The organism is Cytobacillus firmus NBRC 15306 (assembly GCF_001591465.1).
GTDB lineage: Bacteria > Bacillota > Bacilli > Bacillales > Cytobacillaceae > Cytobacillus > Cytobacillus firmus.
The window spans coordinates 13040-27244 of sequence record NZ_BCUY01000054.1 but is presented as its reverse complement, the minus strand read 5'-3'; the positions used below and the strand labels follow the sequence as shown (position 1 = coordinate 27244).

Sequence of the window (14205 nt, the reverse complement as noted above, 5' to 3'; positions counted from 1 at the left end):
ACTGATTGAAGTTTCACTTTATCTTAGCGTTTCCAAAGAAATCTTTTCCTTACTTTTTATGTTTGTTTTTTGTTAGAATAGTGTTTGGTTATTTTTTTGCTTGAAAGGAGTTAAATAAAGTGAAAAATATTGCTGCAGATGTCCGTTTTATTGGCGGGCTGGTACTCGCTCATCTGCTTATGTATTTTACATTCCAGGATAAAGCAATTTTTTGGTACATCTTTTCTGCCTCTTTACTGCTTCTGATCAGCTACTCCATCATAATGGAGGAAGTGGAAGACAAGGCGTCTTTTGGAACATACATTTCTTTCGGAACCCTTTCAGGTTTTCTGTTGTACGGACTATTTTGGACTGGATACAGTTTATTTGATTTGCTCAACCTCCCATTAGTTAATCAGGTTGAACAATTATACGGGCGATTTTCCCCTTCGTTTATCTGGCACTATATTGTGCTGATTTTAATTATAGTTCCAGGAGAAGAGGTGTTTTGGAGAGGGTTCGTTCAAAAAAGATTAATGAAACATACATCTGTTAAGGTAAGCATCATTATATCTTCTCTCATCTATACTTCTGTCCATTTTTATTCAGGATACTGGATGCTCGCTTTTGCAGCATTAATCGCAGGTCTCTTCTGGGGATGGCTATATGCCTGGAAAAGAAGTATTCCCTTAGTAATCGTATCCCATCTGATTTTTGACTTGTTATTATTCGTTCTGCTCCCATTTAATTAGATGTACTTCCATAGACTGCAGTGATGATTAGACAATTCTTCATGGATTGTCTTTTTTAATTTTTGTTGAGTCTTGTCGATGTTTTACATAAATGGTAATGTACAAATTAATAGGAATTTATATGTAACTCTTTAATACCAATTACGTCTAATTATGCAAATGCGCTGGCAGACAACGGGAGGATGGAACAATAATGAAAAATTTGGCGAAATTTATGTTAATGATGGGAGTTATAGCTGCTATCCTGGCAGGATGCGGCACAGCTCAGGATGATCCTGGCAATGTAGCAGAACCTGGGCAAAATGAAGAAGAAACAGCTTCGGAAGGACAGGGTGGACAAGAACAAAGGGAAGAAGAAGAATCATCCGAAGATGGCACTGATGGAGAAGGAAATAGTGAAATAAGAATCCTTGAGCAGAATATGACTTATTCAGTTGAGGGTGAAATGAAGGAAGACACTGCCTTCCTGAAACATAGTGATAATCAAAATTATTCGATGTACGTTCTGCCGGCATATGAGCTAACTGCAGAGGAACCAAATAAGGATGTACTATACCTCACGGAAAATGATCAGGTATTCATGCGGATTGAACTTCTTCCGGATGATGCAGACTGGGACATGCTTGAAGAAAACACTAAAGCACAGCTTGGAGCTGTCAGCGAAAACGTACAGACATCAAAAGCTCCTTCAGATGATTTTTACAAAGATGCTGCTGTAATGAGAGCAGAAGGAAATGGGGAGAAGGTTTCAGCCTACCTTGTGAAAAATGACAATCTTTCACTGAAGCTAACCCTATTCAATAAAGAAGACGCGGACCATGAAGATGCTTTCCTTCAGATGGCGAAAACCATTATGAAAGAGAAGACCCAAGAATAACAGGAGTTTGAAAGAGATCCATATAAAACGGATCTCTTTTCTGGTTTTATCACACTTTTTTCCCCTTACTTCCATCCTCAAACGGCTTCATCCACAGAAGAATAATAAAGGTCAAACTTACATATCCAAAAATCGGATATAAATAAGATAGCAATGTTCCATAATTGATTAAACTGATAAAGTAACAAACTACAAAGATAAAGCCCACAATTAAAATACTCGGCACGGAAAAGTGTTTTTTTACCTGTCTCTCAATGCCAAACACATTCCCAATAACAGATGTGAAAATCTCTCCATAGATGACAAACACAAAAATCCAATAGAACGATGATGCCAATGTCTTTACAATGGCGGCCATCGGGATATCATACGCTTCCAGATTCGGCAGCATCATAAGTGTTAAATGGCTGGAAAGCAAAATGAGTGTCAATGCGGCTCCACCAAGGTATCCGCCCCATTTGATTGTCCGGTCATCATTTATTTCAGAAGCCACAGGCACCAAGACTGCCTGCGCCAATGTTAAATTCAAAGCAGTATAAGAAAACGGGGCCACAACCGCCTTCCATCCATCTTCAGCATATGGGATAAACAGAACCTGTTCTGCAAAATTAGGAAGCTTCATGCTTATAAACAATAAAATAAAGCTAAATGCAATCATCATCGGAACGACAAATGTATTAACAGCAAATAATCCGCGAATGCCCACTATCATTGTAGAAATCGTTAACCCTATCGTTACGAGCAATCCTGCAGTCTTGCTTATGCCAATCTGTTCCTCAAACACTGCTCCTGCACCTGACAGCATAACTGCACATACGCCAAGCAGCATAAACAGCATCAATATATTAATGGCAGAACCAAAAAATCTTCCAAATAAATATTCATTTAATTCCTGGTAGGATGCTGCCTTTATCTGTGCAGAGATTCTCATTAATTTGGAACCGAGAAAAATAAATATATAACCGCTCATCAGTATCCCAATTAAACCGATAAAACCAAATCGGGAAAAAAACTCTACAATCTCCCTGCCAGTGGCAAAGCCCGCTCCCACCACGGTTCCCACATAAACGGCAGCGATCTGGAAAGCTGCCCCCCAATTCGTCTTCACTTAATCTCCTCCTTCCTTTCCAATATATGTAGGCTGGTACAAACAAAGACGAGCTTTTTTGGTTTTAAGATAAACTTTAGATTGGGTATAAATTCCATAAACAAATCACTTGAAAGTCAAAGAAGGTCAAATTATAATGTTGATATAAGGTCAAATATAGTCAAAGTCAGACCAATTTTTTTAATGGAGGTATGCAGAATGCTTTGTCAAAAATGTCAATTAAAAGAAGCAAATGTACAATTAAGACTGAATGTGAATGGAAATGAGCGAAACCTTAACCTTTGCCATAGCTGTTATCAAACTGAAAAGCAAAAAAGCCTTACTTCCTTTGGGCCTGCTTTGAGCGGCTTTTCAGGTTTTGGCCAAATGCCTTTAGAGGATTTCTTTAAAAAGATGGCATCCTCTCAAGGAAATGAAAACTACCAGCCTTTAAAAGAAGCGCCTGGACACAATCAGGGCAACGGCGGATTTATCGATCAATTCGGACGAAATCTTACACAGCTTGCTAAAGCTGGTTTAATTGACCCAGTCATCGGACGGGACGAAGAAATAAATCGTGTGACTGAAATATTAAATAGAAGAAGCAAAAATAATCCGGTCTTAATAGGTGAGCCAGGAGTAGGCAAAACAGCTATTGCTGAAGGGCTGGCGATTAATATTGCCGAGGGGCGAGGCCCAAAGAAACTTCTAAATAAAGAAGTCTATTTGCTTGATGTGGCATCCCTGGTTGCCAATACCGGAATTCGCGGCCAATTCGAGGAACGCATGAAGCAGCTGATTTCAGAGCTTCAGACTAGGAAGAATATTATTCTCTTTATAGATGAAATCCATTTACTTGTCGGAGCAGGATCAGCTGAAGGGTCGATGGATGCCGGCAATATACTAAAGCCTGCCCTTGCACGTGGTGAGCTGCAAGTAGTCGGAGCCACCACATTGAAAGAATACCGTCAAATTGAAAAGGATCCGGCTCTCGAACGCAGATTCCAGCCTGTACAAGTGAATGAGCCGACTGCGGATGAGGCATTTGACATCTTAATGGGGCTGAAACAAAAATATGAAGATTATCATGATGTTTCTTTCACAGAAGATGCCATAAGAGCGTGTGTACAGCTGTCAAGCCGATATATTCAGGACCGGTTCCTTCCTGACAAAGCCATTGATCTAATGGATGAAGCAGGTTCGAAAATGAATCTTCAGTCAGGATATATACCGGCAGAAGATATTGAAAAACAGCTGAAAGAAATCAGCAGGCAGAAAGAACATGTCTTAAAAGAAGAAAAATATGAAGAGGCTGCAAAACTCCGTGAAGAGGAATTAAAACTCCAGCAGGCATTAAACGGAGAAAACAAGGCTGAAAGGCCGGTTATCGAAATAAGTCTTATTCAGGAGATTATTGAGAAGAAAACAGGGATTCCTGTCGGCAAATTAGCTGAAAATGAACAGGAAAAAATGCAAAACCTGGAGGAAAATCTTGCACAAAAAGTAATTGGACAGCGGGAAGCCGTACAAAAAGTTGCAAAGGCAATCCGCAGGAGCCGTGCAGGACTTAAATCCAAGCACCGCCCAATTGGATCTTTCCTATTTGTCGGGCCAACAGGTGTCGGGAAGACTGAATTAACCAAAACACTTGCAGAGGAGCTGTTCGGCTCAAAAGACAGCATGATCAGGCTTGATATGAGTGAATATATGGAAAAGCACAGTGTGTCTAAAATTATCGGTTCCCCTCCGGGATATGTAGGTCATGAAGAGGCAGGACAGCTTACTGAAAAGGTGCGCAGAAATCCGTACAGCATTATCCTGCTTGATGAGATAGAAAAAGCACATCCAGATGTACAGCACATGTTCCTTCAAATACTGGAAGATGGACGCCTTACAGATAGCCAGGGCCGCACTGTCAGCTTTAAAGATACAGTCATTATCATGACAAGCAACGCAGGAGTTGGGCGAAAAGAAGTCCATGTAGGATTTGGTGCAGCTGATGCCGTCAAAGATTCAAATATTCTGGACTCGCTCGGCAGCTTCTTTAAGCCGGAATTCCTGAACCGTTTTGATGGCATTATCGAATTTAAAGCATTGAAAAAAGAGCACTTATTGAGAATTGTCGACATTATGCTCAATGAGCTGCAGGAAACATTAAATGAACAGGAGCTTGAATTGACTGTCACGCAGGAAGTTAAGGAGAAATTAGCAGAAGACGGATACCACCCTGCTTTTGGCGCAAGGCCATTAAGAAGAATTATCCAGGATGAGCTTGAAGACAAAATTGCAGATTTCATCATTGACCATGGCGGTAATAGCCATTTACTGGCCGAGCTGGAAAACGACTTAATTGTCATTAAACCAATGCACCAATAAGATGGAAAAGAGCCGGAATTCATAACCGGCTCTCTTTTTTATTTTATAAACCTTTATCATTCACTGAATTCAGCCAATTCTCAATTTCCCCGATAACTGACTCGACACATCCCTCTTCAAAAGGAGAAATCAATCCAGCTTCTTTAACAAGTCCAGTGAAAGGCTTGCTGCCGCCAAGCTGGCATAGTTTTAAATAATCCTTCCAAGCCTCTTCCTGATTCTCCCTGGATCTTTTCCAAAATTGGAATGCACAGATTTGGGCCAATGTATAATCAATATAATAGAATGGTGAATTGTAAATATGACCCTGGCGCTGCCAGAATCCTCCATTCTCTAAATACTCGTTGCCATCATAATCTTTATGAGGCAAGTATTTCTTCTCAATCTCTCTCCAAGCCTTTTTTCTTTCCTGAGGTGCTGCTTCCGGATTTTCATACACCCAATGCTGGAATTCATCAACTGATACGCCATAAGGCAGGAAAAGAAGTCCCCCGCTCAAGTGTGAAAACTTGTATTTTTCCTTATCCTCTTTAAAGAAGCCTTCCATCCAGGGCCATGTGAAAAATTCCATGCTCATCGAATGAATTTCAGCTGCTTCATAGGTTGGCCAGTTATATTCAGGTATTTCAAAATGACTGCTTGAATAGACCTGGAATGCATGTCCTGCTTCATGGGTAAGAACATCAATATCTCCTGAAGTCCCATTAAAATTAGAGAAAATGAATGGGGATTTATAGTTTTCAATGTAAGTGCAATAGCCGCCCCCTGCTTTTCCCTTTTTGGCTACCAGATCCATAAGATTATTTTCTCTCATGTACGAGAAAAATTCACTTGTTTCGCCGGATAACTCATCATACATTTTTTGGCCATTTTCAATAATCCAGTCAGGATCTCCTTTTGGTACGGCATTACCCGTTTTAAATTCAAATCCTTCATCGTAAAATTTCAGCTTTTCAACGCCAATGCGCTCTCTTTGCCTTTCCTTAAGCCTTGTAGCGATCGGAACGATGAAATCCTTCACCTGCTTACGGAAGTTTGCAACCATTTCCGCGTTATAATCTGTCCGGTACATGCGGAAGTACGCCAGTTCAACAAAATTCTTGTAACCAAGCTTATGAGCGATCTCTGTTCTAACACTGACAAGCTCATCATATATACGGTCCAGTTCAGTTTCATTTTCAGCCAGAAAACCAAAGCGGGCCTCACTTGCTTTTTGGCGCATTTCACGATCTGTAGATTGAGTAAATGGCTCCAATTGGGCAAGGGTGCGTTCTTCACCTTCAAAATCAATCTTGGCTGAAGCAATTAATTTCGTATATTCTGAAGAAAGCTTATTTTCTTTTTGCAAAAGCGGAACAATCTCTGGCGAGAACACTTTCAATTGTGCTTCTGCAAGCGCAAACAGCTGATTTCCCCAGCGTTCTTCAAGCTCTGCCCTGAACCTGGAATTAACCAAAGCCTGATAATACTTTGTAACGAACCCTTCAATTTCAGGCTGAATCTCATCCATATAATCCTGCTCTGCTTTGTAAAATTCATCATTCGTATCTACTGAATGTCTGATATAGCATAGGTTGAACATCGTTCCCACATCATTGCGAATATCATTAATTTCTTTCATAGCCTGATTTTGCTGTTCTGCAGAAGCTGCATCTTCGAACTTTTCAAGCGCTGCTTCAAATTGCCCCTTTATTTTCTCAAGATCCGGACGAACATATGTATAGTCTTCAAATCTCACATTACTGCCCCCTCGTGTATATGTATATCAATTTATAAACAAACCACTAAACTATTTCGACAATATTTAAATAATTCCTTCCCTAAACAAATCTTATCTGGCACAAAATAAAAAACAGCCCGTCAAGGCTGTTTTGATTAATTCCCCCCATTTTTGTCATGGGAGATTGATAGTCCAAGCTTCTTTAATAGCCCAATGGCTGCAGCTTTTTCTTCTGAAGTCAGCTCGTTCATAAGTGAATGTATATGTTTTTCATGGTCAGGGAAAAAATTTTCGATAAATGCTTTTCCCTCATCTGTTATTTGCGCAAAGGTAACTCTTCTGTCAGTCGGGCATGCGACCCTTTTTAACAGGCCTTTCTGCTCAAGCTTGTCCACTACATATGTGATGCTTCCGCTGGCCAATAGTATTTTCCCGCCGATCTGCTGGAGAGGCTGGTCACCTTTATGGTACAGCAGCTCCAAAACTGCAAATTCAGTTGGATTTACTCCGTAAGTTTGTATTCGTTTATTTACATTTTCATTAATAGCCCGGTATGCCCTGGACAGGACAATAAACAATTTCAACGATTGGTCAATTTGTTCAGACCCCATTTTATCCAATCCCTTTACCTTTTAATGAGTAGCGTTTACATCAATCAATTCTCAATCATTATAGAAAACGGGAAGAAAGCTGTCAATTTAACAGATTAGAATCATTTGCCGGCTACAACCTCCCAATTGCAGTTCAGAGTCGGGATTATCTTTCCCTTTTCAGAAAAATAGTCGGCAATCAATTCAGTCATATCGGTTAATATCTCTTTCTCCAGCGGTTTGTCCTTGAACATATAATATCCTCCGCCGCCTGCAGCCCGGTAATTATTCATTACTGCGCGGTACTCGCCATCCTCCCTGATAGGATGTCCCTTATAAAGAAGCTTTGTGATCCGGCTGCCCTTTTGGCGGGAAACATCTATTTTATATTCAATTCCTTCCCACATATCGTAATTATAATGCTGTGGCTTTGGATATGAAAATTCAGGATTCACTATAATTTCCCCGTCACTGTTCACTTCAAAATAAGATGCTGACCGCTCTAAAGCATCCTTAATGTCCTTTCCAGAAATTCTTAGGACACATAGCGAATTCGGATAAATATAATTAGAAACTATTTCTCTCATCGTTACTTTAGTTTTGAAACCCGGTGCTCCCTCATGAAACAGCGCAGTACAGGAAATATCAGCACCAGCTGCTTCCATCTGCACTTTATTAATGAATTCAATCAGCGGATGCTCCTTGAGTCGCGCTTCGAAAATATTATCAATTATCATGTCTCCTTCAATCTCACCTATCACTGTATCAAGCCAATTTTGGGTTTTGGATTCATAATACCCGGCAAGCTGAAGGATTTCATGATCAGGTATGATTCCATTGGGATAAATTAAAGCAGAGTGTTTTTCATCGATCAGCCAATCATTGTGTTTTTTTCTGAATTTTACTGTAACCTTTGCAAGCGCCTGGCCATTAAATCCTGGCTGGACAATAGATACACCATTCACTTGTTCCCCTTCAATAAAACGATGCTGATGCCCGGTAATCAGAACATCAATACCTGGAACATCTGTGCAGATTCTGTAGGCTTCATTTTCTCCTGTTTGTTCTTCCGTCAATTCACCTGTTCTGATATCCTTTTCAAAGCCCCCATGATAAGAGACGATAATCAAGTCCGGCTTTTCTTCTTCCTGGATATAGGAAACCCACCTTTTCAAGCTAACCACCGCAGATTCGAATGAAAGCTGCTCAATATGCTGCCTTTTCTCCCAATTTGGAATATACTGGGTTGTGACACCTATCACCGCTGTTTTCAAACCATTTGCAAAGGTTTTTATCTTATAAGGAAGCCCGAAATAAGTTTCCTTTGTTGAATTGAATAAGATATTAGCTGAAAGCCAGGGGAAATTGGATTCACTGACCGCTCTTGCAAGGGTGTTCTTTCCATAGTTAAATTCGTGATTTCCGATGACAGCTGCATCATATTCAAGCTTATTTAAAATTTGGATCATGGGATTTTTTTGGTTTTTCAGATATCTGGAATAATAATAAGTCAGAGGAGTTCCCTGGATCAAATCTCCATTATCAATAAGAATGGAGATCTCAGATTGTTCCTTTTCTCTTTTTATTAACGCTGCAAGTTTGCCCAGACCGTGCTCAGCGTTTTCATCCGTTCCATAAAAATATGGATAAATATGTCCATGGACATCACTTGTAGCTAAAATTGTGAGTAAAGCTTCCGATTTCATCAAACCCCTCCTTACATATAAAATAACATTCCTTTGAAAGAAATAAACCTCTTTTAACACTAAATGGTATAATATTGATAATGTCAGTTAGCTAAGGACAAATTAACCTAATTAATCTGGAGTTAACCTCATGAATAATCGAAACAGAAATTTCCTGCTTTATTTATTCGCAGTAATTATTCCCACTTTAGCCGGCAGCATCTTTTTGTTTATGGATTCTGTTAAACAAAACGATATGGAAAGACTGGAAGAAGCAAAATGGATTGGCTCCATACACCAAAGAAGCTGGGACCAGTTTATTTCCGAGACCGTGACCACACTTGAGATGCTTTCACTGACTGCGGGAAGTGCGGACACGGCTTCTGAAAAGCTTGAGCCTCTGCTCCAAAAAGCCAATCAAATGGATCCGCGTTATGGAGGGATTTACCTTCTTGATCCCAGCGAAATGGTTCTTACAGGATCAAATCAATTTTTAGCGAACTCAGATTTATCTGATAAGAAATATCTTAAAGAGGTTTTTCTCACGAAAGATATTGTAATTTCCAATACTCCTGAAACCCTGACAAATGGGCAAACAGTCGTTGGGATAGGAAAGCCGGTATTGAATGACGATGGAAATGTAATCTCTATTATTGTGGCACATATGAGGGTGGATTACGTACAAAATATTATGAGGCTTCTCACTCCTGATGCCCGGCTTTCCATTCTTAATTCTAAAAGGAAAACGATTATGGACATCAATATGAATGGAGACTCATCCTTTTCCAGTCAGAATAGCATTACAATCCCGATTGACAGGCTTCCCTGGAGTGTAAAAGTGGAATTTCCGCCAAGAGACATGCTGAAAATTATTGAGGATGCTTTCCGGTCAATCCTTGTATTTACGATAATAATCCATATTCTATTTCTCTTCATAAAATATTTAAGGCTGAAAAAACAGACGGAAAAGGAAAAAAAGGAAAATGAACTGCAAAAGCTGGAACTTGTAGGTACTTTGGCTGCCAGCACAGCCCATGAAATCAGGAACCCTTTAACGGGAATAAAAGGCCTTATACAGCTATTGAGTGAAAAATATACGAATACACACGACCAGTATTATTTTTCGGTCATAAATGATGAGATAAGCAGAATTAATGAGATTGTCAGTGAATTTTTAATTCTGGGTAAACCTACTGCTCAAAAAATGGAAGCAATGGATTTGAGAAGTATTATTAAGGAACTAGAACCTTTAATACTCTCTGAAGCTAATTTACACAATGTCACTTTTGAATCTGTTTTTTCAGATGAACCCGTCATGGTCGATTGTACGAAAGATCAGATGAAACAGGTTATCCTGAATTTGACGAAAAATGCTTTTGAATCAATGGAGGGCGGCGGAAAGCTGACAATAAAGCTGAATAAAATGCAATCCAAGTGTCAGCTTAAAATCGCGGATACAGGCTCCGGTATTCCAGAAAACGAAATAGAAAAAATATTTCATCCATTTTACACTTCGAAGGAAATGGGTACAGGTCTTGGGCTTGTGGTCTGCAGGCGCATTGTGCATTCTTTCGGCGGTGAAATATTTATTACAAGCGAAGAAACGAAGGGCACTCATGTAGATATTTTTCTGCCGGTCAAAAACGCATAAAAAGGGAAGGTGCATGATTCCAGGCACCTTCCTTTTTAACTTAAATATATTGGAGCGTTTCGCTCAATTCGATCCTTTATCGACTTCATCATTACTAATAGCTGATGATCCCTTTCCTCAGGTGCGATTTTTTTATGGAGAACGGAGTAGAGTGTAATATCCCTAAGCCTCAGGAATAAGGGCAGATGATTTTCCAAGTCACAGGGGATTTCATTCTCCAGCTGATAGCCATCCAAAAAGGAATTGAGGAATACCTTGCCAAAGATATTTACTTCTGCCGGATCCGCCTCTTTGAACTTATATAAAAGTGAATAATACAGGGGGATGGCGATATCAGATGCAAACCAATGATAACAGCAGTCATCAAAATCAAATACTTGTATATCTTTTCCGTCATAGAAAAAGTTTCCGGAATGAATATCCGTATGAATAAGGCCATAATTGTTTATATGCTTTGGCAATGTTTGAAGCAGATTCAATAAATCCTTAGTATTCTTAACGATTAATTGATCTTCTTCGGGTATATATTTTTCAACTGTCAGCAGTTCTTCTTCATCCCATTGCATGCGCGGAACAATGTCTGCAGAAGGAACATATGACTTTGTGGCTGCATGCATTTTCCCCACTGCTCTTCCCCACGCATGAAATAACTCCTTATTGAATTCCGGTGCACGAACACTGATTGGTTTTCCCATTGCTTTTGAAAACAGGCCTGCATAAAAGACAGTGCCATCACCAGCTTCCAAGGCTTCAATCATATTCCCATTTTTTGAAGAAACAACCTTTGGAACCTTCACACCTTCTGTTCTTAAATAACTCATCCAGTCAACTTCTGATAAAAGCTCCTCCAGCTTGCGATGTGTTGAATGGGTAATTCTCAAAATAAGTTCTTCCCCATCTTTTGAAGCTTGATAGACATAGTTTTCAAAGTCACCCAGCTTTTTATAATTCACGATATTCAAAGAAAAGATACTTAAGAAATGATGGAGGATTTCGTCCGTCATTAAAGCATCAACTGCTTTTTCCATTAGCTCCCCTGCTCTCGCTTTATTCTGAATAATGTAAATTATATAATAGATAACAGATTTTCAAAATAGCTATTTTTATAGCCTCGCGAATAATGTACACTATATTTAGCTTCACGAAATGTTCAGAAAGAAGGAGACTTACATTATGAATGCAGCCGCTGCTACAATCCATCCAAACTCTGATCCGCAGCAGAAAACAGCCTATCGGATATTATTCATCATCGGGCTTTGCCACCTATTGAATGATTCCATCCAATCCGTTATCCCAGCTATGTTTCCGATTTTGGAAAAATCTATGGGACTTACCTACTCAGAGCTGGGAATGATTGCTTTTTCGTTAAATATGGTTTCTTCCATCATGCAGCCTGTCATTGGGATGGCCACTGATAAAAAACCCTTTCCTTTTGCCTTGCCAATCGGCCTCACCTCAACTTTATTTGGTGTATTAGGCCTGGCATTTGCTCCCGATTATAAATGGATCATTCTTTCAGTTCTATTCATAGGTTTGGGTTCGGCTGTGTTCCATCCTGAAGGTTCAAGGGTAGCATATATGGCTGCAGGCCAGCGCAGAGGTCTTGCTCAATCGATTTATCAAGTTGGGGGAAATACCGGACAGGCACTTGCTCCCATCATTACAGCCCTCATACTTGTTCCCCTGGGCCAAATAGGGGCTGCCTGGTTTACCGGAGTTGCGGCAATTGCAGTTGGCCTGCTTATTTATATTGCATTTTGGTATACAGGACGGCTACAGCAGGAACTGACCGCCTCTAAACCGCGGAAAAATTCAGGTGCCCGCCAAAACAAAAGAATTTCTAAAAAGGTGTGGGGAGCCCTCCTCCTGGTTCTTTTTTTGATATTTGCCCGTTCATGGTATATTTCGGGGATGACAAATTTCTATGCTTTTTATGCCATAGAGAAATATTCTTTCTCCATAAGTCAGGCACAGCTGTTCTTATTTGCATTTTTAGTATCAGGTGCGCTGGGTACGTTTTTTGGCGGACCGCTCGCAGATCGGTTTGGAAAGAAACAGATTATTTTTCTATCGATGATCCTGACTGTTCCCCTATCCATCCTGATTCCTTTCGTGCCTTCCGCTATTGCATTTATCATGCTGGTGGCGGGTGGATTTATACTTATGTCGAGCTTTTCAGTGACAGTTGTATACGCCCAGGAACTCGTTCCCGGCAAAATCGGCACAATGGCTGGACTGACAGTAGGGCTGGCATTTGGCATGGGCGCTATAGGCTCCGTTGCTTTGGGCTATATAGCCGACACTCTTGGCCTGTCCAATATGATTATATTAACAGGGTTTCTTCCCGTTTTAGGATTGCTGACTTTATTGCTTCCCCCTGATGAAAGGGTTTCTGAATGGAATAATTAAATTAGAGGAGGCGCTCCCTCCTCTTTATATTTGCTGAATTTCAATATAAAGCTCATCTTTTTCGTCTTCAGTAAGAAGATTTTCTGCCATAGGAAAAAGGACGTTTTCTTCTTTAGAAAAGTGCTGTGTCAGAGTGTAGTATGCCTTTTTTATCAGCCCGGAGTGTTCGGCCATTTCTTTCTCAGTCAAATGCTCTATACCTTCCGCTGCTCTTAAGAAGGCTTTAATACAGCTTTTAGCCTGATCATGCTCATACTCCATAACAGCGATAGGGCCTGTTCCTTTTCCCAGGTATTGTTCCATCATGCGGAAAAGCACGCCTTCCTCCCTTTTTGAATGTGGATCAAGTTTACTGCAGAAATTCCGTACATGTTCAGTTAACTTTTCAAAAAGAGCTCTGTCTGGAGTTTCCTCCATTTTATTTGTGATATGAAGAAGCTCTTCAAGCATTGCCAAAAGAGGAGGATGCTCCTCTTTCAGCCGTTTCAGCCCTTTGCTAAGAATGATTGGACCATTTCCCTTCATGGAGCTCATACAGCCTTCCATCCCTAAACCCCTCCTATCTGTTATAGCATCAGTATAAGAAATGGCAGGAAGGATTGTTGTGATACCCATCACTTTGTGCATCCTTAAAAAATTTTCTAAAAATTTAAATAATTATGTGCAATCTTCTCTTTTTTTGCCATATAATAAAGGTAAGTTATCTTTATATCGGCGAAGCTAAACCCTGTAAATTGTTAGGAGGGATTAAAAATGCAACTGCCAACCTACTATGATTTTTATCAAAAATGCCTTATTCCGGCCAACTCAGCTGACTCATTTCTTTCCACCGGGCAAACCCATTGGCTGATCGCTCTGGAAGGACAGCTTAAAGAAAAGGAAAAAGAATTTTATTGCTGGAAAGTAACCATTTATCCATCAGATTCAGAAGGAAGTTTTTCATGGAATGAAGTACTATATGCATCATCCCTTCATGAATGCATCCATAAAGCTTTTGAACATGCCAGAGAAATTGAAGCCAATGTCAAAGACTCCCAGTTCAGTTTTTTAAATAGACAAGAAAAAATCAGCTAGCCCCA

12 protein-coding genes are annotated in these 14205 nt (G+C 40.0%); 6 read left to right on the top strand and 6 right to left on the bottom strand.

The genetic code is table 11. The features are described from left to right. Window positions 1–119 precede the first annotated feature (119 nt). Both BFI01S_RS14795 and BFI01S_RS14790 read left to right on the top strand, forming a co-directional pair. Entirely contained in the window at window positions 120–731 is a 612-nt protein-coding gene (locus tag BFI01S_RS14795) for a CPBP family intramembrane glutamic endopeptidase (RefSeq protein ID WP_061793305.1), read from the top strand. 193 nt (window positions 732–924) lie between these two features. Next, window positions 925–1608, top strand: coding sequence for a DUF8580 domain-containing lipoprotein (locus BFI01S_RS14790; protein WP_061793304.1), 684 nt, complete (start codon window positions 925–927; stop codon window positions 1606–1608). A 49-nt stretch (window positions 1609–1657) separates the two neighbouring features. Here the strand turns inward: BFI01S_RS14790 and BFI01S_RS14785 are convergent, their stop codons facing one another. Further along, complete coding sequence (locus tag BFI01S_RS14785) at window positions 1658–2716, bottom strand: YkvI family membrane protein (RefSeq protein WP_061793303.1); 1059 nt, start codon at window positions 2714–2716, stop codon at window positions 1658–1660. Window positions 2717–2914: 198 nt separating this feature from the next. Between BFI01S_RS14785 and BFI01S_RS14780 the strand changes: the two genes are divergently transcribed. After that, complete coding sequence (locus BFI01S_RS14780; RefSeq protein WP_061793302.1) at window positions 2915–5071, top strand: ATP-dependent Clp protease ATP-binding subunit; 2157 nt, start codon at window positions 2915–2917, stop codon at window positions 5069–5071. 43 nt (window positions 5072–5114) lie between these two features. Here the strand turns inward: BFI01S_RS14780 and BFI01S_RS14775 are convergent, their stop codons facing one another. The 3 genes from BFI01S_RS14775 to BFI01S_RS14765 form a co-directional block, all read right to left on the bottom strand. After that, the gene (locus BFI01S_RS14775) at window positions 5115–6809 is read right to left on the bottom strand and encodes a M3 family oligoendopeptidase (RefSeq protein ID WP_061793301.1); all 1695 of its coding nucleotides are present in this window, start codon (window positions 6807–6809) and stop codon (window positions 5115–5117) included. Window positions 6810–6946: 137 nt separating this feature from the next. Further along, window positions 6947–7402, bottom strand: a complete 456-nt coding sequence (locus BFI01S_RS14770; RefSeq protein ID WP_061793300.1) for a MarR family winged helix-turn-helix transcriptional regulator — start codon at window positions 7400–7402, stop codon at window positions 6947–6949. Between the two features lie 101 nt (window positions 7403–7503). Then, window positions 7504–9087, bottom strand: coding sequence for a bifunctional metallophosphatase/5'-nucleotidase (locus BFI01S_RS14765; protein WP_061793299.1), 1584 nt, complete (start codon window positions 9085–9087; stop codon window positions 7504–7506). A gap of 130 nt (window positions 9088–9217) precedes the next feature. Here BFI01S_RS14765 and BFI01S_RS14760 point away from each other — a divergent pair, with 130 nt between their 5' ends. Beyond that, complete coding sequence (locus BFI01S_RS14760) at window positions 9218–10717, top strand: ATP-binding protein (protein WP_061793298.1); 1500 nt, start codon at window positions 9218–9220, stop codon at window positions 10715–10717. A 35-nt stretch (window positions 10718–10752) separates the two neighbouring features. Here BFI01S_RS14760 and BFI01S_RS14755 read toward each other — a convergent pair whose 3' ends face one another. Beyond that, window positions 10753–11745 carry a phosphotransferase enzyme family protein gene (locus tag BFI01S_RS14755; protein ID WP_061793297.1) on the bottom strand — a complete coding sequence of 331 codons (993 nt, stop codon included), beginning with the start codon at window positions 11743–11745 and terminating at the stop codon, window positions 10753–10755. Between the two features lie 145 nt (window positions 11746–11890). Between BFI01S_RS14755 and BFI01S_RS14750 the strand changes: the two genes are divergently transcribed. Next, window positions 11891–13126 carry an MFS transporter gene (locus BFI01S_RS14750; protein WP_061793296.1) on the top strand — a complete coding sequence of 412 codons (1236 nt, stop codon included), beginning with the start codon at window positions 11891–11893 and terminating at the stop codon, window positions 13124–13126. A gap of 24 nt (window positions 13127–13150) precedes the next feature. Here the strand turns inward: BFI01S_RS14750 and BFI01S_RS14745 are convergent, their stop codons facing one another. Continuing rightward, window positions 13151–13672, bottom strand: coding sequence for a hemerythrin domain-containing protein (locus tag BFI01S_RS14745; protein WP_061793295.1), 522 nt, complete (start codon window positions 13670–13672; stop codon window positions 13151–13153). Between the two features lie 207 nt (window positions 13673–13879). Between BFI01S_RS14745 and BFI01S_RS14740 the strand changes: the two genes are divergently transcribed. Beyond that, the gene (locus BFI01S_RS14740) at window positions 13880–14200 is read left to right on the top strand and encodes a hypothetical protein (protein ID WP_061793294.1); all 321 of its coding nucleotides are present in this window, start codon (window positions 13880–13882) and stop codon (window positions 14198–14200) included. The last annotated feature ends 5 nt before the right edge of the window (window positions 14201–14205 follow it).

Bases quoted from the DNA above. Each gene is read 5' to 3' on its own strand.
- BFI01S_RS14745 (WP_061793295.1), bottom strand. From the start codon at position 13,672: ATGGAAGGCTGTATGAGCTCCATGAAGGGAAATGGTCCAATCATTCTT.
- BFI01S_RS14755 (WP_061793297.1), bottom strand. From the start codon at position 11,745: ATGGAAAAAGCAGTTGATGCTTTAATGACGGACGAAATCCTCCATCAT.
- BFI01S_RS14780 (WP_061793302.1), top strand. From the start codon at position 2,915: ATGCTTTGTCAAAAATGTCAATTAAAAGAAGCAAATGTACAATTAAGA.
- BFI01S_RS14750 (WP_061793296.1), top strand. From the start codon at position 11,891: ATGAATGCAGCCGCTGCTACAATCCATCCAAACTCTGATCCGCAGCAG.
- BFI01S_RS14770 (WP_061793300.1), bottom strand. From the start codon at position 7,402: ATGGGGTCTGAACAAATTGACCAATCGTTGAAATTGTTTATTGTCCTG.
- BFI01S_RS14790 (WP_061793304.1), top strand. From the start codon at position 925: ATGAAAAATTTGGCGAAATTTATGTTAATGATGGGAGTTATAGCTGCT.
- BFI01S_RS14765 (WP_061793299.1), bottom strand. From the start codon at position 9,087: ATGAAATCGGAAGCTTTACTCACAATTTTAGCTACAAGTGATGTCCAT.
- BFI01S_RS14760 (WP_061793298.1), top strand. From the start codon at position 9,218: ATGAATAATCGAAACAGAAATTTCCTGCTTTATTTATTCGCAGTAATT.
- BFI01S_RS14740 (WP_061793294.1), top strand. From the start codon at position 13,880: ATGCAACTGCCAACCTACTATGATTTTTATCAAAAATGCCTTATTCCG.